This is a genomic window from Acinetobacter sp. YH12095 (assembly GCF_013419245.1).
In the GTDB taxonomy this organism is placed as follows: domain Bacteria; phylum Pseudomonadota; class Gammaproteobacteria; order Pseudomonadales; family Moraxellaceae; genus Acinetobacter; species Acinetobacter towneri.
Genome location: NZ_VPAL01000002.1, coordinates 47,281 through 66,861, shown reverse-complemented (window position 1 = coordinate 66,861; position 19,581 = coordinate 47,281). Strand labels below are relative to the sequence as shown.

Sequence of the window (19,581 nt, the reverse complement as noted above, 5' to 3'; positions counted from 1 at the left end):
TGTGCATGAAAACATTTAAAACTAACGCTTTAAGTTTGATAACAATGCAGACGTAATCGACGTATTCGCAGCAACCGCTTTGGCTTTTTTTGCTTTTTTGGATTTATCTTCTACAGGTTCAATATTAATGGCTTTATAACGATCACCATTTTGAACCACATTAAATTTAACGCGATCATTGCGCTTTGGCTCGCCTTCAGCCGCAGGAAAATCCGAGATATGGAAAAACACTTCACCTTCAGGTGCGGCAATAAATCCATAGCCTTTTTCGGCATTATATTGTTTGATTTTCCCTTGATATTGTTCAGATTTCATGGCTTAACCTTTTACGAGCTGCACTTTATATGAGTATATAAAAAAGAGGCAGTTAATGCCTCTTTTTCACCGACATTCGGCTTAATCTTTTTGCACTGAACCAAAAATTTTATCGCCTGCATCACCCAAGCCAGGCACAATATAACCATCTTGGTTTAAACCTTCATCTACCGATGCAGTAAAGATCACCACATCTGGATGCGCGGCTTCTACACGTTGAATGCCTTCTGGCGCTGCAACCAAAACCATCACACGAATGTCTTTACAACCACTGGCTTTGAGCAAATCAATCGCTGCCACTAAAGATGAACCTGTGGCAAGCATAGGGTCAATAATCATCGCAATACGGTTTTGTACATCTGGTACTAATTTTTTGTAGTACGTACGCGCTTCTAAAGTTTCTTCATCACGTTCCAAGCCAAGTACAGACACTTTGGCACTTGGAATCAAGTTTAAGAAACCATCTAACATGCCAATACCTGCACGTAAAATAGGCACAACCGTAATTTTTTTACCCGCAATACGGTCTACAGTGACTGCACCATTCCAACCCGCAATTTCGTGCTCGACCATAGGCAAATCTTTGGTCGCTTCATAAGTCAGCAACATGGTGACTTCTTGTGCCAATTCACGGAAGTTTTTGGTGCTGATATCAGCACGACGTAATAGCCCTAATTTATGACGAATAAGCGGATGTCGGATTTCATGAATAGCCACGGGAGAACACCTAAAAGGAAAGAAAAGCAAATATCATTTTATTATATGCTGTTTTTATTGTGTATATAAACCAAAAAGCCCTCAATTTATGAAGGCTTTTTGACTGAAAGTTAAACTTCTTTCAAATTATTGCTGTGACAGCATGAAATGGATTGGTGACAAAATTTCAGCTTCAAGTGCAATTTTGATAATTGGGTCTGGATAAACACCAATCACCAATACCGCTAAAGCTGCAGCCAATACCATAATACCGCCCACTTTTTGACCCCAATGATCAACAGCGTCCATTTTTGGTTCATCTGGCGGTGTCATATACATCACCACCATAACGCGCAAGTAGTAGTACAAACCAATACCTGAACCTACGATGATCATCGCAGCTAAGAACCAGTGCTGAGTCGTGACCGCAGCCATCACTACCAAGAACTTACCAATGAAGCCTGCAGTGAGTGGAATACCCGCAAGAGAAAGCATCATCACGGTTAATACAGCAGTCAATACTGGACGACGCCAGAACAAACCACGGTAGTCAGCCAAACTTTCAGCTTCTGCTACGTTGTTGTATGGGCTAGACATTAATGCCACTGCACCAAACGCGCCAATAGTCGTCAAGACATAGGTAATCACATAAACGCTGACATTACCCAAGCTTGCATAAGTCATGCTGATCAAACCAATCAACAAATAACCAAAGTGTGCAATTGATGAGTAAGCCAAAATACGTTTCAAGTTCACTTGACGTACAGCAAGGAAGTTACCCACCAAAATTGAAAGCACGGCAATAATGGTCATGATAGTTACAATCGAGTCGATCAGGATTGCCCCTGAACCCAAAATGTAACGCACGAACAAACCAATGGTTGCTACTTTCGCTGCAGTCGCAAGGAAGGTTGCGATTGGTGCAGGCGCACCGTCATAAACGTCTGGTGTCCATTTGTGGAATGGCGCCAAAGACAGTTTAAATGCCACAGCAAAGACAATTAAGCCTAAACCTAAAATTACCAAAGGTTGCTGGATGTTTTGCATTAATGCTTGAACAGAGTCATAGAACGACAATGAACCTGTGTACGCATAAATGTACGCCATACCCATAAGCAACATTGCTGATGCAGTTGCAGACAATACTAAGTACTTCACACCCGCTTCTAAAGATTTAGAACGCTGGTGGGTATATGCCAATAAGCCATAAACAGGAATTGACATTAACTCAAGGCTAATGAAGAACGATGCATAGTGCGAACTTGACACCATCAACATAGCGCCCGCCACTGAACACAACATTAAGATATAGAGTTCTTCGCGGTTGTCTTTATACGTTTCAATATACGCATGTGACAAAGTAGAACATGCCAATGCAGCGATCAGAATCACCAGTTGATATAACAAGGTGAACGGATCAATCATAAACATGCCCATCACGCTGGCAGGAGCAAAATTCCCGCCAAACATCATGAGTAAAAGGTAAGCAGCAGCGAGGTTCAAGCCCACCACTGATGCTGTAGCAATTAAGTTATGGTTACGCTTAATTGCAGTAAGGATCATCACGATAATCGCAGTTAAAGCCACGATCATCACAGGAGCTAAAGGCATAAGCTCAGAAAATGACATTGTGAAGTTCATGGCTTATTGGATCTCCACATTTTCGAGTTGAGCTGTTACTTCTTGCGTAACTTCAACTACTTCTTGAACTGGGATGTAGCTATTTGCTAACCACGCCATACTTGAATTTGAAATATCAAGGAAGGTTTGTGGATACAGACCAAGCCATACTAGACCCAGCGCACAAATTGAAAGAATCACAACTTCACGTGCATTTAAATCTTTTAACGGATTTGCATAGTGCTGTTTTTGCTCTTCATTTGGTACACCAAACAAAGCTTTGTGAATCAGGATTAAACCGTAAACACCTGCAAAAACTAAGCTGATTGCCGCAATAATTGTGAAGGCTGGGAACTGTTCAAATGAACCCATCAAAATCAGGAATTCACCAATAAAGTTACCTAAACCAGGAATACCGACTAACGCAGCCACAAAGAACATCAGGAAGAATGAAAGGTATTGGAATTGACCACGAATACCGCCCATTAAACGCATGTCACGTGTATGTACGCGCTCGTAAATTTGACCACACATAATGAACAATGCAGCAGATGACAAGCCATGTGCCAACATCATGATCATTAAGCCTTGGTAAGTCAGGATATTACCTGCATAAATTGCAAGTAATACGAAGCCCATGTGCGAAATTGAGGTATAGGCAAGTAAACGCTTCATATCGGTTTGCTGGAAAGCACACCACGCGCCGTAGAACACACCAATTAAACCCAAAATAATGGCGATGTCTGCAAACTGAGCAGAAGCCGCTGGGAAGAATGGAATCACGAAACGTAATAAACCGTATGCCGCAGTTTTAATCAAAATACCTGCAAGGTCGACAGAACCCGCTGTAGGCGCTTGTGCGTGTGCATCTGGTAACCAACCGTGTAATGGGAAAACTGGAAGTTTTACCGCAAAACCGATGAATAAACAGATCATGAAGGCATAAGCGACTGCTGGTAATTGTGCGTCAAGTGTATTCGCTACAGCCAATAAATAGTTGTAGTTGAATGAAATAGTACCTGACATCATGTATCCATAGATCACTAGACCTAAGATACCAATCAACATGATTAAACCAGCAACTTGCGTGTAGATAAAGAATTTGGTTGCAGCGTAAACACGTGAACGACCATTTGAACCTTTATGACCCCATAACGCAATCAGGAAGTAGATTGGTACAAGCATCATCTCCCAGAAGAAGAAGAACAGGAACAAGTCAATCGCAAGGAATACGCCAATTACCCCACCCAAAGACCATAAAAGGTTAAGGTGGAAGAAACCGACGTTCTTTTGAATCTCACCAAATGAACAGCCTACCGCTAAAATACCCAGTAATGCAGTTAAACCCACCATGAGTAAAGATAAGCCATCCACCGCTAAGTGAATGTTGATGCCTAGGGTTTGAATCCAAGGCAGCATAAATTCAGCCGACCAAGTCGGAACTTGAGCGCCTAATTCATAGTTATAGCTAGCACCTTGCCACAATGCGACAGTTAAGCCCAAAGTAACAAGCATGCCCACTAAAGCAATGTAACGCGGTAATTTATCGTCGAGTTTATCGACCAACCAGCAAATAAAACCTGCAATGAACGGAACAAGGATCAGCGCGGGTAGAATTAAATTGTTTGGAGTATCCATCTTATTTCCCCACGACCTGAATCACGATCAAGATCATTAGTAAGACCACTACACCAAGTGCCATACTTGATGCGTACTCACGCAATGAACCTGTTTGACGTGAACTTGTGAAGCTATGACCACCTTTCACCAGTGCAGGCAGTACCAACCACATACCATCAACTGGATCACGACCTAATAGTTTGGCAATCAGCAAGAATGGTTTTACAAATACGATGTCATACAACGCATCGAAACCAAGTGCATTACGGCAAATGTTGGCAAGACCCGCACCCAATGAAGTTTGCGCGAAACCTTTTACAGCGTTGTAAGCAAAGGCAAATAACACCACGCCTACAGCTAAACCAGCCAAAGCCACACCAATTGCAACATACTCTGCACCATGTGCATCTGCTTCTAATGCTTCAGGAATCACAAATGCTGGGATTTTTGCAGCATCAAGAATGCTCATCACTGGTGCTTTTAATACAATCGCTAAACCAGTTGAAAGTACTGCAAGCACTGCCAATGGGAACCAGTAAGTTGCGCCTTTGATCTCGTGATACGGTGTGTTTTCTTTACCAAAGAATACAACCCAAATTAAGCGGAATGTATAAATTGACGTTAAGAATGCACCTGCTACACCCACCCAATATAAGGTGTTATATAGCGGAATACCTGCGATATGACTTTGCGTCCAAACTGCTGCCAAAATAGCGTCTTTTGAGAAGAAACCAATGGTCAAGAATGGAATCGCTGCCAATGCACCGCCACCAATTGCGAAACATGCAAATAGGAATTTGTTCTTGTAGAACAAGCCGCCCATTTTGAAAATGTTTTGTTCGTGATGGTAAGCCAAAATCACAGCACCAGAAGACAAGAATAATAATGCCTTGAAGAATGCGTGAGTTAGCATGTGGAATAGACCTGCCTGATACGCTTCAGCACCTACCGCCATAAACATATAACCGAGCTGACTCATAGTTGAGTAAGCCAAAATACGTTTGATGTCGGTTTGAACCAATGCAGCAAAACCAGCAACTAGTAAGGTCACCGCACCTGTAATAGAAATGAACAACATCACTTCTGGTGCTAGTTCAAATACGCTGAACATACGACAGCATAAGTAAACACCTGCAGTTACCATGGTTGCAGCGTGGATCAATGCAGATACAGGTGTTGGACCTGCCATCGCGTCAGCTAACCAAGTTTGCAATGGAATTTGTGCAGATTTACCCGCAGCACCTAAGAACAACATTAACGCTGTCCAAATGGTGATAGATGAGCTTTGAGTCATCACATTGGCTGCATTTTCTACGATGTATTGTGTATTCAAGGTACCGAATTGTTGATACAACAAGAACAATGCTATCAATAAGAAAACGTCACCCACACGTGTTACGGTAAATGCTTTGATTGCTGCAAAACCATTTGCAGGGTTTTGGTAGTAATAACCAATCAGCAAGTAAGAGCACAGACCTACACCTTCCCAACCTAAGAACAATAACGCTAAGTTATCGCCTAAAACCAACAGCAACATGCTCGCAACGAACAAGTTGAAGTAAGAGAAGAAACGTGCAAAGTCTTCTTCACCACGCATATACCATGATGCAAAGATGTGAATTAAGAAACCCACGCCTGTAATCATGCCCAGCATGAGCAAAGATAAACCGTCTAAGTGCAAGCTAAACGCAGGTGCAAAACCACCCACATTGAACCAAGTCCATAAATGTTGAGTCGTTGCAACCGAACCGTTGTTCACAAAGTCCATGCCTGCAATTAGCGCAAATAATGCAGACAGACCCACTGAACCTACGCCAATAATCGCAGCAACTTTTTCAGGTAAGTTGTTACGCCCTGCCGCTAAAAGGATAAAACCAATGAGCGGAAACAATACTGTTAGATATAAATAACTCATCCGCGCATCTCACTAGCAGCATCCACATCCAAATGATGGAAGCGATGATAGAACTGAAGGACGATCGCAAGACCGATACACGCCTCTGCCGCAGCAAGTGTCAAGATCAAGATAAACATGATCTGACCATCTGGTTGTACCCATGCACTACCAGCCAAGACAAACGCCAATGCCGCAGCGTTCATCATGATTTCAAGGCCCATTAAAATAAATAGTAGGTTGCGTCGCACCATCACACCGTAAAAACCGAGTGCAAAAAGAATGGTCGCGACAATCAAACCATGTTCTAAAGGGATGTTGCCCATTATTCTTTTTCCTCTTCTGCACTTGGTTCACGTTTACCGATGTGGAAGCCTGCAACCAAAGCTGCAAGTAATAACATTGCGGCAACTTCAACCAACAATAAGTACTGAGTAAAGAGTGCTTGACCCACTGCTTTTGGACCCACCATTTCGGTGCCCATAAGCGCGCTTGGTGCAGTGTAGTCTGAGCTTAATGACCACACTAAAACCAAACCAATTAGGAAGCTCATCAAAGCTGGGTATGCCCAAGTTGATGAAGTCAACCATTTACGCTCTTGCTCAACAGTTTGCTGACCAAGGTTGAGCATCATCACCACGAATACGAACAAGACCATGATCGCACCCGCATAAACAATGATTTCCAAGGCACCAGCAAATGGTGCACCCACGATCATGAACATGCCTGCAACCGCAAGTAATGACACGATCAAGCTTAATAAAGCATGTACTGGGTTCGCGTTAGTCACTACACGAACCGTAGAAACAATGGCCACGAGTGCCATCAAGTAAAACGGCCACATCATGGTAATAGACTCCGTACATCAATAGGTGCGCTTTCACGTTGCGCTTGACCTTTGTCTTTACCTGTAACAGCCATACCCGTTACACGGTAGAAGTTGTAGTCAGGATATTTACCAGGACCTGAAATGAGTAAGTGTTCTTTCTCATACACCAAGTCTTGACGCACATATTCACCTAACTCGAAGTCAGGTGTTAACTGAATTGCAGTCGTTGGGCATGCTTCTTCACACATACCGCAGAAAATACAGCGTGAGAAGTTGATACGGAAAAACTCTGGGTACCAACGACCATCTTCCTGTTCTGCTTTTTGCAGTGAAATACAACCAACTGGACAAGCAACTGCACAGAGGTTACATGCTACACAACGCTCTTCGCCATCTGGATCGCGTGTTAACACAATACGACCACGGAAGCGTGGAGGTACAATTTCTTCGGCTGGTACTTCCGGATACAAAATGGTGTCACGTTTACGTGTCACGTGCGAGAAAACCATCCACAGTGAACGTACAATTGACCCAAACCCAGCTAGAAACTTAAACATATTGTTCTCCCTGCTGTCTTAGGCCGAATGATTCATAAGAATCACAGCACCAGTTACCAAAAGGTTAACAAGCGCCAATGGCAAGCAAATTTTCCAACCAAAGTTCATCACTTGGTCATAACGCGGACGCATTAAAGAACCACGAGCCAAGACAAACATCATCACAAAGAATGCTGTTTTGATAATGAACCAGAAAGCTGCTGGAATGAATGGAATTTCAAGGTTAAACGGCGCTAGCCATCCACCGAAGAATAGAGTCACGATAAGCGCAGAGATCAGTACCACGTTGACATATTCTGCAACGAAGAACATCCCCCACTTCATACCGCCATATTCGACGTGATAACCTTCAGCCAATTCTTGTTCTGCTTCTGGTTGGTCAAATGGGTGACGGTGAGTTACCGCAACGCCTGCAACCACGAAAATCAAGAAACCTAAGAATTGTGGAATCACAAACCAAACATCACGTTGCGCTTCAACAATTTCACGCATGTTGAATGAGCCTGCAATAGCAACCACACCCATGAGTGAAATACCCAAGAACACTTCATAAGAAATGGTTTGAGCGGCTGAACGTAAACCACCAAGCAATGCGTATTTGTTATTTGATGACCAACCACCAAATAACACCGCATACACTGCGATACCTGCCATTGCCATAAAGAACAACAGGCCAATGCTCATGTCTGCCACACCTAAATAAGGTGATACAGGAATAACCATGAACGACAGTACCGCAGTTGCCATTGCAACTGCTGGTGCCATACGGAACGTAAGTTTGTCGGCAAATTTTGGTGTCCAGTCTTCTTTGAACATGATTTTCAGCATGTCGGCAACAATCTGGAACATACCGCCTGGACCTACACGGTTCGGACCATAACGGTCTTGCCATAAGCCCAGTAAACGACGCTCAATAAAAGACATGAGTGCAGCAATCAATACCACAACCAGTAAGATGACAATCGCTTGAATGACTGAATAGGCAATTGGCCAGTTCTCAGCCCACAGCGGCGTCTGACGGATTAATTCTTGTTGCATGAATTACACTCCTACCGCGACTGAAACAGGCTCTGCAAGAGATACCGTTGGTGCAAGACCAATTGGGTAGCCAATATAACCTGTAGGTAAATATTCAATCACTTGTACTGGCAACACGATAGATGTTTCGCCTGCTTGTACAGTAATTGTTTGACCATCTTGTAGATTCAAACGCTGCGCATCCTGCGTACCTACAGCAAATACTGCTTCAGGAATACGTGATTCCATTGCAGGAGTTTTCACCGTAAATTCCCCCGATGCAAAAATGTGATGCATTGGAATTAAACGGAAGCTGTCTGGATTTGCAAGTACTGGTGCAGGTGCAACATAGCTACGTGCAGGACGTTTCGCCAAACGGTCGAATAAACGAATACCTGCGTCACCACCTTTTAAGTGACCACCCACGTTGTCTTGGAATTTGTTCCAAGCTTGTGGCGAGTTCCAACCTGCAGACCAAGCAAATGGTACAAGTGCCGCTGGCGTTTGATTACCCACATAACCTTCCATAGAGAATGTTAATGCTGAATCTACATCGACAGGTTGTTTTGGTTCGTGAATGGATAACGGTGCACGCATAGCGGTACGACCTGAGTAACGACGTGGTTCACGCGCAACTTTTAAGCCATGTACACGGAAACCTGCATCTGGTGCAACATCTTGAATTGCTTCAAGTGCTGGAACATTCTTCACTACAGATTCAATCACGTCATCTAAAACAGTCCAAGCAATTGCTTTGCCTTTTAAGCCTGTTTCAAGTGCGTGTAACCAGCGCCAAGATTCTTTAATCGCCAATTCAGGTTTGTAGTAGCTTGGGTCATAAACTTGGAAGAAGCGTTGTGCACGACCTTCCTGACTCACCACCGTACCATCACCTTCCGCGAAGCTTGCTGCAGAAAGTACGATATTGGCTTTTTGCACAGTTGCGGTTTCAGCATGATCTAGCACGATGACATCTTGTGCTTTCGCTAAAGCTGCATCGACTTGTACTGCAGGTAAACGACGATATAAGTCATTTTCAACCACAATCACAGCATCGTAATCTTGCGCAAATGCTTGCTCTAAGCTTTGACCACCAAAAATAGCCAAGCCCATTGAGTTCACTTCTGGCACAGTTAAGCTTAAACCTGCGTTTTCACCCAAGTTTTGTGCCACTTGTGCAGCCGCTTCCATAATGGCAGCGTCTAGTAAGCTTGTACCTGAAATCACCAATGGTTTTTTCGCAGCTTTTAACGTGTCAGCAATGGTTTGTGCAAATGCTTTCGCATCGTCATCTAAACCTGTGATCACGTCACCTGCAACCGCAGCAGCAATGGCAAAACCTAAACGTGCGATATCATTTGGAGAAGCAACCACTTCACCTGTTGCGACATCAGCTAAACGAGTTTGCGTTGCAGCCAAAATGTAAATTGGTGATTTTGCATCTTGCGCAATACGTTGCACAGGTTCAGCCAACCAATCTGGCGTACGACGCTCTGCCGCCATTTCTTTGGCTTTGTTTTTCGCCGCTTGACGAACAGACAACGCCATACGTGGTGCAGTTTGGGTTAAATCTTCACCCAAAATTAACACAGCATCGTAGTCTTCAATTTCACGCATACCCGGGTTGTAAATCCCTTCGGTTTGCATGATTGAAGCTGCAAGTTCAACCAAGTTTTGCTCTTTTTGCGATAAACCTGTTGAGTAGTTGTCTTGGCCAACCAACTCACGCAAAGCAAAGTTTGATTCAAGCGATGCACGCGGTGAACCAATACCCAAAACTTTTTTGCCTTGAACTTTGGCAATAATCGTATCAAGTGCAGCATCTACAGAAACGGTTTCTACGCTCGCACCGTTACGGAACTGAGGCTGACGTGGACGATCTTCACGGTTCACATAACCTGTACCGAATCGACCTTTATCGCATAGGAAGTATTGGTTGACTTCACCGTTAAAGCGGTTTTCTACACGACGCAATTCGCCATAACGCTCACCCGGAGAGATGTTACAACCTGAAGAACAGCCTTGGCATACGCTAGGCGCATACTGCATGTCCCACTTACGGTTATAACGCGCAGAGTGAGTTTTGTCGGTGAATACACCTGTTGGACAGACTTCAGTCAAGTTACCTGAGAATTCAGATTCCAAAGTACCCGATTCAGGACGACCAAAGTAAACACGTGATGCGTTGGCATAGACACCAAAGTCTGTACCGCCTGCATAGTCTTTGTAGTAACGCACGCAACGATAACACGCGATACAACGGTTCATTTCATGCGCGATGAACGAACCAAGCTCTTGGTTATAGTGAGTACGTTTAGTAAAGCGGTAACGACGACGATCGTGCTGTGTCATTACAGTCATATCTTGTAAATGACAGTGACCACCTTCTTCACAGACTGGACAGTCGTGTGGGTGGTTGGTCATCAAGAACTCTACAATTGAAGCACGGAACTCAGTTGCTTCCTTGTCTTCAATCGAGATATAGGTATTGTCAGCAGCAGGTGTCATACATGACATCACCAAGCGACCACGAGTATCTTCAGGGTTCGCATATTGGGTCACGGCACATTGACGGCAAGAACCGACAGAACCTAAGGATGGATGCCAACAAAAGTACGGAATGTCGATCCCAAGGCTCAAACATGCTTGCAGCAAGTTTTCCGAGCCATTGACTTCGTACGATTTTCCATCGACATGAATTGTAGCCATAGTCGAATTCCTTAAGCTTGTTCTACGTTGCTAGCTTGAGCAGCAGGACGGCTATTTGCCACTTTTGCTTCAAACTCGCCACGGAAATATTTGAGTGCGCCCATTAATGGCTCCATCGCACCTGGTGCGTGAGCACAGAAGGTCTTACCAATCCACAATTTTTTGGTGAGTTCTTGAAGATGTTGAATGTCTTCTTCTTTCCCTTCGCCATTTTCAATTGCTTTGAGTGCTTTTACAGCCCACGGTAAACCATCACGACATGGGGTACAGAAACCACATGATTCGCGCGCAAAGAATTCTTCTAAGTTACGGGTTGCAGAAACCATACACTGGGTTTCATCGACCACCATAAGCAAACACGTGCCTAAACGTGAACCTGCCTTCATGATGCTTTCTGCATCCATAGGCAAGTCAATGTGTTCTGCTGCCAAGAAGTCGGTAGATGCACCACCCGGTAACCATGCTTTTAGCTTCAAGCCATCACGCATGCCACCCGCATAGTCTTCAATTACTTCACGTGCAGTCGTACCAAATGGAAGCTCCCATAGACCTGGGAATTTCACCTTACCAGAAGCACCGTAAATTTTTGTGCCAGGGTCTTTCGATTTACCTGCAGATAAACCGATATACCACTCTGCACCACGTAACATGATTGCAGGTAAGTTGTTATAGGTTTCTACGTTGTTGACAATCGTTGGACGACCCCATGCCCCTGCAACTTGCGGGAATGGTGGTTTAGTACGAGGGTTTGCACGACGACCTTCAAGCGAGTTAATCAATGCAGTTTCTTCACCACATATATAACGACCTGCGCCTGTGTGCACGTATAACTCAAAGCCCCAACCTGTACCTAAAATGTTTTCGCCCAAATAACCTTTGGCACGAATTTGCTCAATTGCTTCATTTAAGTACTGTGCAGCTTCGATGTATTCGCCACGAATAAAGATATAACCGTGTGTAGCTTCAAGCGTATAAGCTGCAATCAACATACCTTCAATCAGTTGGTGAGGAAGTTTTTCCATCAACAAACGGTCTTTGAAAGTACCCGGCTCCATCTCATCGGCATTACAAATCAGGTAACGTGGACCTGAATTGTCGTTTGGCGCCATCAGTGACCATTTGATCCCTGCTGGGAAGCCTGCACCACCACGACCTTTTACTGTCGCAGCTTTAATGACTTCAAGCACATCTTTAGGCGGCATAGAAATCGCTTTCTTAAAGCCCGCATAACCTTCTAGCGCTTCGTAATCATCTGCATTACGCACGTGCTCTTGCTTGCTTAAACGCCAAGTTAATGGATGCGTTTCTGGGTTACCGTCACCATAAATTGGTCTTGGTTCGGTATTCATACATACTTCTCCAATAACTGTTGCACCGATGTCACCTCAACTAAACCGTGAGTATCTTCATCAATCATCAAGGTTGGTCCCTTGTCGCAATTTCCTAAACAGCAAATTGGCAATAACGTGAAACGACCATCTGCAGTCGTTTGACCAAACTGAATGCCTAATTCACGCTGGAATGCTTCTGCCAGTGTTTCTGCACCCATCAAGAAGCATGCAATTGAGTCACACAATAAAATCACGTGACGACCTACAGGCTGGCGATAAATACGGTTATAGAATGTTGCAACACCTTCTAAATCAGCAACGCTGATGGTGAGAAGTTGTGCAATTGCATTTAACTGCGCGTCATCTACCCAGCCATTACGGCGCTGTACACACTTCAAGGCATCTAAAGATGCTGCACGTGGGTACGGATAATGACCAATGTGATGTTCAATTTCATGGATTTCTTCCGCAGTTAAAATCCCTTCAACATTCACACGTGGCTTTTTATCAGTCAAAATCATCATAATGCGTTTACCCCTTAGCGATCCACGTCTGCCATTACGACGTCAATGGTCGCTAAATAAATGATTAAGTCAGATACCAGACTGCCGTTAATCACAGAAGGCATTTGCTGTAAATGCGTGAAAGTTGGTGTACGAATACGGGTACGGTAACTCATCGTTGACTTATCTGAAGTCAAGTAGTAGTTAGATGCACCTTTCACCACTTCTGCCATTACAGATGCTTCACCAGCAGGCATTACAGGACCCCAAGACACGCTTAAGAAGTGCGTAATCAAGGTTTCAATATCTTGTAATGTCTTGTCTTTTGGTGGTGGAACAGCCAATGGATGATCCGCTTTATATGGACCAGAAGGCATGTTATCTAGACATTGTTTGATGATTTTCAATGACTCTTCAATTTCACGGAAGTGAACCAATACACGTGCGTAAGCATCGCCTTCGTACTCTACTGGCACGTCAAAGTCATAGTTTTCATAACCACTGTATGGACGGTATTTACGCACGTCAAAGTCGATACCTGTTGCACGTAAACCAGTACCTGTCACACCCCAAGCCAAGGCAGATTTCGCATCATACTGCGCTACGCCTTGCGTACGACCCATGAATACCGAGTTGCGTAATGCCGCAGTGTAGTATTCGTTCATACGTTTTGGCATCCACTCTAAGATTTCACGAATCAGGTGTTGCCAATTGTTTGGTAAGTCGTGTGCGGTACCACCGATACGGAACCATGCTGGGTGCATACGGTAACCGGTAATAGCTTCAATCGCATCGTAGATTTTTTGACGGTCTGCGAACATATAGAATACAGGGGTCATACCGCCCGCATCCTGAATTGCAGTACCAATGAACAATAAGTGGTTATTGATACGGAACAATTCCGACATCATGACACGGATACATTGTGCGCGGTCTGGCACAGTAATGCCTGCCAGTTGTTCCACACCCATGACATACGGCATGTTTTGCGCACAACCACCCAAGTAGTCCACACGGTCTGTATAAGGAATGAATGAATGCCAAGTTTGACGCTCAGCCATCTTTTCCACACCACGGTGGTGATAGCCGATATCTGGCACACAGTCTTTCACTTCTTCACCATCCAACTGCAAAATTACACGGAACGCACCGTGCGCAGATGGGTGGTTAGGACCCAAGTTCAGGAACATGAAGTCTTCGTCTTTATTACCGCGCTTTAAGCCCCAATCTTCAGGCACAAAGCGAAGGTGTTCTTGCTCGAAGTCTTGTTTGGCTTGGTTCTGCATATACGGTGTATATTCCGTTGCACGTGCAGAATACTCTTTGCGTAACGGATGACCTTCCCAATATGTTGGCAACAAGATACGACGAAGCATTGGATGCCCTTCGAAGTTGATACCAAACATATCGTAAGCTTCACGCTCGTACCAGTTGGCATTTGGCCAAATGTTGGTTGCTGTTGGAATGTTGAGATCACTCTCATTCAACGCAACTTTAATACGAATGTCCGTGTTACGCTCAAGCGATAACAAGTGATAGAACACAGTAAAGTCAGACGCAGGTAGACCATCGCGGTGAGTACGCAAACGCTCATCTACCGCAGACAAGTCGAACAACATCACGTATGGACGTGACACTGTACGCAAGAACATTAAAACTTCTTGTACACGTGCGCGCTCAACCCAGACTGTTGGAAAATCTTCAAAAGTCGTTTGCACGTAGAAGTTCTCACCAAATTTGGTTTTGAGCTCTTCTACAATTGCAAATGCTGGGCGTGAATCAACTGCAGTTGATTCTGGCATAGCAATGTCAGTTTCAGCCATTGGCTTGGCTTCCTATTTAATACAAATTCAGTCAACCTAAACGACAACTACACCCGTCGGGTGCATCAATATTTGTACGTTTAAATTATTTAATTTCATCCATAGAGCGTAAGTTTTTCACCGCAATACGCTGCGCATTCTTACGGTCACGTTCTGGCATCATCTTCGGCTTATATACTGGCTTAAGATCATCACCAATCACCGCAGACAACGGACGACGCTCTAATTGAATTTGGTCTTGTAATAACATCAATGCTTGGATTAATGCTTCAGGACGTGGTGGGCAACCCGGAATGTACACATCCACAGGAATGATTTTATCCACACCTTGCACAACTGAATAAATGTCGTACATACCACCTGAGTTTGCACATGCGCCCATTGAGATTACCCACTTAGGCTCAAGCATTTGCTCGTACAAACGTTGAATTACAGGTGCCATTTTCACAAAACACGTACCTGCAACAATCATCAAGTCTGCCTGACGCGGTGAAGCACGAATAACTTCTGCACCAAAACGTGACAAGTCATGCACACCTGTTAAGGTAGTTGCATACTCTACGTAGCAGCACGATGTACCAAAGTTAAACGGCCAAACTGAGTTCTTACGTCCCCAGTTTACTGCTGTATGTGCCAAGTCCTCTAAACGAGTCATGAACACATTTTTATTCACTTCTTCTTCAAGCGGATCGGTTACGATCTGACGCTCTTGAAGTGGATATTGATCAGCATCGGGATTCGCACGGGTTAAGGTATATTTCATCCCGAGTTACTCCTTGTCAGATGAGGTAGTCGCAGATTTTTTTACACGACCAGAGGATTGAGCTGGAATTTGACCGGTAGGGTCCGTTACCAATTCTTCAATTGAGTTAAAGCGTGTGATTTCTGCAAGATCCATATTTGGCGAACCAATTTTAGGTTTAATCCCTGCTGCTTTACGCTTATCAGATGGAGCCCAGTTCAGCGCACCAGTTGATAATTCATAAATTAAGCCAACGAGTAAAACTAAAATAAATACAGCAGCCGTTGCAAAGCCCACCCAACCTACTTCACGAACAGAAGCTGCCCATGCGTATAGATAAAGTGCTTCTAAGTCGAAAACAACGAAGAAAATTGCAACCAAATAGAACTTTGCAGATAAGCGGATACGTGCTCCACCAGCACCTACAACACCCGACTCAAACTGCTCTTGCTTCGCACGCCCCCATGATTTACCCCCAAGGAGTAAAGGAACGGTCAGCATAAAGACGCATAAAAATGTAACGCCGATCACGAAGGCAATAATTGCCCATTCGTATGGAGTAATGGCACTCATGCGGGGATAACTCCTGGCAGGCCTATTTATTAACAAAGAATGTATGTATTGGCCTTCAAATACACCAAACACAAAATTAATCACGCCAATTGTACCTGATTTATGATTTCACTTGCTAGTTCATAAGTCTTAGTCTTTCGGATGATTTTTTATTCAAATACTTGATATTTTAGAATTCCACTACTCCGTAGGGCTCTTAATCGCTTTAACAAATAGATAAGTCAGTTGTGATTATTTTTTCCAAAACACCAATTGAGCGGTTCGTTGCAAAGTTTTTAAATTTATAGAGAGATCATCGCAACTTCAGGTTTCAGCTTAGTTTAAGCCGCACAAAATTTTGTGTAGTTTTTGCAACTTAGACCCTGAGTTTCTTTAATTTTTCACCCAGAGTGTGCTATTCCTAGTAAGCATTAAAAATTTGAATAATAAGGAGTAAACACATGAGCTTAGACTATACCCACAAACCAAATTACTTTATGTTTGCGCAATTATTTATTCGTCATTTGCAAAATTATTTTGAAAAACATCCTGACGCACAAAATGCAATTTTTGACCTGCGTGATATTTACGAGTTATTTCGCCAAGACAAAGCATCTGCCACCATTAATTTAGACGGCATTATGAATATTACAGATGAATACCGCCTTGAAACCTTACAAGGCGATCAAAAATTAATTAGCCGTTATGCGATTGATCCACAAAATAATTCTTTGTTGGTAGATTTTAACCGCGAGGCTTTAGACAGCTTAAAACAAGGCAAAGCAATTTTACCACCTGATGCAACGCTACAAGAATAAAGCCGTATAGAATCTGCATTAAAGTGTGTTGCTTAAAACAGCCAACACTTTCATAAAGCACAAAAAAGCGAGCATCTGCTCGCTTTTGAGTATTGAGAGCCACAAGCCCTCCATCTAGAATAATTTAGCTTTTACGTGACAATAAAAACTCTGAAATCTGCTGTAACTCTAAGACGGTATCAGTTTTAAAATATGCCAATGCAGCAAAGGCTTGATCGTGCAATTCTTGTGCATAAGCCTGTGCTTTTTCCAAGCCCATGAGTGCAGGATAGGTCGACTTTTCAACTTGTTCATCTTTCCCCGCAGTTTTACCTAACACTTCAGTATCCGAAATAATATCTAAAATATCGTCTTGTACCTGAAAGGCTAAACCAATCGCCTGCGCATATTCACGCAATTGTGGAATCGCTTTATCTCGCCCATCAAACACGGTCACAGCTGCCATCATCACCGCTGCAGAAATTAAAGCCCCTGTTTTATTGCGGTGGATATTCTCCAAAGTCGCCTGATCAACCTGTTTACCTTCAGACTGCAAATCTAAAACCTGTCCACAGACCATTTTTGAAGAAGCAGTGGCTAAAATTTGCATCTGTTTGAGCACAATGCCTTGATCTACTGCAACAGCCTGATCAAACAAACGACTGCCTAAAATTTCAAATGCCATCGACTGTAAAATGTCGCCTGCCAACAATGCTGTATCTTCACCATACGCTGCATGGCACGTCGGTTGCCCACGACGCAACAAGTCATTGTCCATACACGGCAAGTCATCATGTGCCAATGAATAGCAATGAATCAGCTCAATCGCAACTGCAGCACGGCGTACCGCAGCAGAGTTTTGATTCGGTCTTAATGCTGCGGTGGCATAACACAAGGCAGGGCGAACACGTTTTCCACCCAACATGACGGCATGATGCACGGCAGACTTTAACGGTTCTGGCAATGCAAAAGCCTCTAAAGCGGTAAGCAAGTCTTGCTGAATACGTTGTTGGGCTGCGGTTAATGCATGCGCCTGTAAATCGTGAAGTGATGACACATTCGCCTCGAGTGGTTGGTTCATGTCTAATAAGCAGTAAGCTGCCTGTGTTGCAGCATTGTACCTGTAATTCAAAGTTTTTTAAGCCTTAACTGAACTGATATAACATTTCAGCCATAAGAAAGCCCCTATCGAAATAGAGGCTGTATTTAGTTAACTAGAGTCTATGACACTTCGTCTATCCTATCCTTCACTGCGCCTTGCACTGCAAACAAAACTTATTCTAATGTTTCCGCAGGTACACGCACCCAACCTTCCATTAATACACGTGCACTACGGCTCATCACAGCTTTTTTGACTTGCCATTGTCCATTTTCCTGCACGGCTTGCGCACCCACACGAAGCGTACCTGATGGATGTCCAAAACGTACAGCTTCACGCGCACCCCCACCTGCAGCCAAGTTGACCAATGTTCCCGGAATAGCTGCGGCTGTACCAATCGCGACTGCTGCTGTGCCCATCATGGCATGGTGTAATTTACCCATCGACAATGCACGTACCAATAAATCGGTATCTTCAGCCTGAATTTGTTTACCACTTGAAGATACATAACTTTTTGGCGCAGAAACAAAGGCAATTTTTGGCGTATGTTGGCGTTTTTCAGCTTCAGCAATTTCCTGAATCAAACCCATTTGTTTAGCACCATAAGCGCGAATGGTTTCAAAACGTGCCAAAGCTTGTGCATCGCCATTGATTGCATCTTGCAGTTCTGTGCCTGTATAACCAATTTCTTTTGCATTTAGGAAAATTGTTGGAATACCCGCATTAATAAAGGTCGCTTGAAATGTTCCTATATCTGGCACATGCAAAGTATCCACCACATTTCCAGTGGGGAACATTGCCCCACCTTCTTCGCCATCATCGGCAGGGTCTAAGAATTCAATTTGTACTTCTGCGGCAGGAAAAGTCACGCCATCCAACTCAAAATCACCCGTTTCTTGCACCTGACCATTTATCATTGGCACATGCGCGATTATGGTTTTTTCAATATTTTTTTGCCAAATGTGTACGGTACAAATGCCGTTTTGTGGAATTTTACTGGCATCAACCAAGCCATTGCTGATCGCAAATGCACCGACTGCAGCTGTTAAGTTACCGCAGTTGCCACTCCAATCGACAAATGGCTGATCAATCGAAACTTGCCCAAACAAATAATCGACATCGTGATCGGGTTGAGTGCTTTTGGCTAAAATTACGGTTTTACTGGTACTTGAGCTTGCACCGCCCATTCCATCAATTTGCTTGGCATAAGGGTCTGGACTGCCAATCACACGCAATAAAATTTGATCTCGAATTTTGCCTGGCAGCTGGGCTGCTGCAGGTAAATCATCAAGTTTAAAAAATACACCTTTACTGGTACCGCCACGCATATATGTTGCTGGAATTTTAACTTGTGGTGCAAAACGCATGAATTTTATTCCCTTGTTTTTTGATTGTTATGGCCATATAAAAAGACCCTTTTGCATCATAACGGTTTTTATTCAAAAGGTATCGCGGTCTTGACTTAAGTATAAAAAAA

The 19,581-nt window shown here is 43.7% G+C and carries 18 protein-coding genes; 1 reads left to right on the top strand and 17 read right to left on the bottom strand.

What is annotated here, in order from left to right; genetic code table 11:
* Nucleotides 1-21: 21 nt before the first annotated feature.
* The 15 genes from FTU35_RS01995 to ndhC form a co-directional block, all read right to left on the bottom strand.
* Nucleotides 22-315, bottom strand: coding sequence for a cold-shock protein (locus FTU35_RS01995; RefSeq protein ID WP_004975478.1), 294 nt, complete (start codon nucleotides 313-315; stop codon nucleotides 22-24).
* An 81-nt stretch (nucleotides 316-396) separates the two neighbouring features.
* Nucleotides 397-1,032, bottom strand: a complete 636-nt coding sequence (upp, locus tag FTU35_RS01990; protein ID WP_004975475.1) for a uracil phosphoribosyltransferase — start codon at nucleotides 1,030-1,032, stop codon at nucleotides 397-399.
* Between the two features lie 126 nt (nucleotides 1,033-1,158).
* The gene (gene nuoN, locus FTU35_RS01985) at nucleotides 1,159-2,652 is read right to left on the bottom strand and encodes an NADH-quinone oxidoreductase subunit NuoN (protein WP_179989664.1); all 1,494 of its coding nucleotides are present in this window, start codon (nucleotides 2,650-2,652) and stop codon (nucleotides 1,159-1,161) included.
* Between the two features lie 3 nt (nucleotides 2,653-2,655).
* Complete coding sequence (gene nuoM / locus FTU35_RS01980) at nucleotides 2,656-4,269, bottom strand: NADH-quinone oxidoreductase subunit M (RefSeq protein WP_004975471.1); 1,614 nt, start codon at nucleotides 4,267-4,269, stop codon at nucleotides 2,656-2,658.
* Between the two features lies 1 nt (nucleotide 4,270).
* Complete coding sequence (nuoL, locus tag FTU35_RS01975) at nucleotides 4,271-6,166, bottom strand: NADH-quinone oxidoreductase subunit L (RefSeq protein WP_180064451.1); 1,896 nt, start codon at nucleotides 6,164-6,166, stop codon at nucleotides 4,271-4,273.
* A complete protein-coding gene (nuoK, locus tag FTU35_RS01970; RefSeq protein WP_004975463.1) occupies nucleotides 6,163-6,471 on the bottom strand; it encodes an NADH-quinone oxidoreductase subunit NuoK in 309 nt (102 codons plus the stop codon). The genes nuoL and nuoK overlap by 4 nt, the downstream gene beginning before the upstream one ends.
* Nucleotides 6,471-6,989: an NADH-quinone oxidoreductase subunit J gene (gene nuoJ, locus FTU35_RS01965; protein WP_171062597.1), complete on the bottom strand. Its 519-nt coding sequence runs from the start codon at nucleotides 6,987-6,989 to the stop codon at nucleotides 6,471-6,473. Before nuoJ ends, nuoK begins: the two co-directional genes overlap by 1 nt.
* Nucleotides 6,989-7,531: an NADH-quinone oxidoreductase subunit NuoI gene (gene nuoI, locus FTU35_RS01960; RefSeq protein ID WP_004975460.1), complete on the bottom strand. Its 543-nt coding sequence runs from the start codon at nucleotides 7,529-7,531 to the stop codon at nucleotides 6,989-6,991. The genes nuoJ and nuoI overlap by 1 nt, the downstream gene beginning before the upstream one ends.
* A gap of 18 nt (nucleotides 7,532-7,549) precedes the next feature.
* On the bottom strand, nucleotides 7,550-8,569 hold the full coding sequence (gene nuoH / locus FTU35_RS01955) for an NADH-quinone oxidoreductase subunit NuoH (RefSeq protein ID WP_004975457.1): 1,020 nt from the start codon (nucleotides 8,567-8,569) through the stop codon (nucleotides 7,550-7,552).
* A 3-nt stretch (nucleotides 8,570-8,572) separates the two neighbouring features.
* The gene (gene nuoG, locus FTU35_RS01950; RefSeq protein ID WP_131261530.1) at nucleotides 8,573-11,257 is read right to left on the bottom strand and encodes an NADH-quinone oxidoreductase subunit NuoG; all 2,685 of its coding nucleotides are present in this window, start codon (nucleotides 11,255-11,257) and stop codon (nucleotides 8,573-8,575) included.
* Nucleotides 11,258-11,268: 11 nt separating this feature from the next.
* Nucleotides 11,269-12,606 (bottom strand): NADH-quinone oxidoreductase subunit NuoF, encoded by a 1,338-nt coding sequence (gene nuoF, locus FTU35_RS01945; RefSeq protein WP_180064450.1) that lies wholly within the window; start codon nucleotides 12,604-12,606, stop codon nucleotides 11,269-11,271.
* A complete protein-coding gene (gene nuoE, locus FTU35_RS01940) occupies nucleotides 12,603-13,112 on the bottom strand; it encodes an NADH-quinone oxidoreductase subunit NuoE (protein ID WP_004975451.1) in 510 nt (169 codons plus the stop codon). The genes nuoF and nuoE overlap by 4 nt, the downstream gene beginning before the upstream one ends.
* Before the next feature lie 14 nt (nucleotides 13,113-13,126).
* Nucleotides 13,127-14,914, bottom strand: coding sequence for an NADH-quinone oxidoreductase subunit C/D (gene nuoC, locus FTU35_RS01935; protein ID WP_070155070.1), 1,788 nt, complete (start codon nucleotides 14,912-14,914; stop codon nucleotides 13,127-13,129).
* An 85-nt stretch (nucleotides 14,915-14,999) separates the two neighbouring features.
* Nucleotides 15,000-15,677: an NADH-quinone oxidoreductase subunit B family protein gene (locus FTU35_RS01930; RefSeq protein WP_004975447.1), complete on the bottom strand. Its 678-nt coding sequence runs from the start codon at nucleotides 15,675-15,677 to the stop codon at nucleotides 15,000-15,002.
* 6 nt (nucleotides 15,678-15,683) lie between these two features.
* Nucleotides 15,684-16,229 carry an NADH-quinone oxidoreductase subunit A gene (gene ndhC / locus FTU35_RS01925; RefSeq protein ID WP_004975445.1) on the bottom strand — a complete coding sequence of 182 codons (546 nt, stop codon included), beginning with the start codon at nucleotides 16,227-16,229 and terminating at the stop codon, nucleotides 15,684-15,686.
* A gap of 440 nt (nucleotides 16,230-16,669) precedes the next feature.
* Between ndhC and FTU35_RS01920 the strand changes: the two genes are divergently transcribed.
* Nucleotides 16,670-17,026 (top strand): hypothetical protein, encoded by a 357-nt coding sequence (locus FTU35_RS01920; RefSeq protein WP_180064449.1) that lies wholly within the window; start codon nucleotides 16,670-16,672, stop codon nucleotides 17,024-17,026.
* 124 nt (nucleotides 17,027-17,150) lie between these two features.
* Here the strand turns inward: FTU35_RS01920 and FTU35_RS01915 are convergent, their stop codons facing one another.
* Nucleotides 17,151-18,086, bottom strand: a complete 936-nt coding sequence (locus FTU35_RS01915) for a polyprenyl synthetase family protein (protein ID WP_178866902.1) — start codon at nucleotides 18,084-18,086, stop codon at nucleotides 17,151-17,153.
* Nucleotides 18,087-18,280: 194 nt separating this feature from the next.
* On the bottom strand, nucleotides 18,281-19,471 hold the full coding sequence (prpF, locus tag FTU35_RS01910) for a 2-methylaconitate cis-trans isomerase PrpF (protein ID WP_180064448.1): 1,191 nt from the start codon (nucleotides 19,469-19,471) through the stop codon (nucleotides 18,281-18,283).
* Between the last annotated feature and the right edge of the window lie 110 nt (nucleotides 19,472-19,581).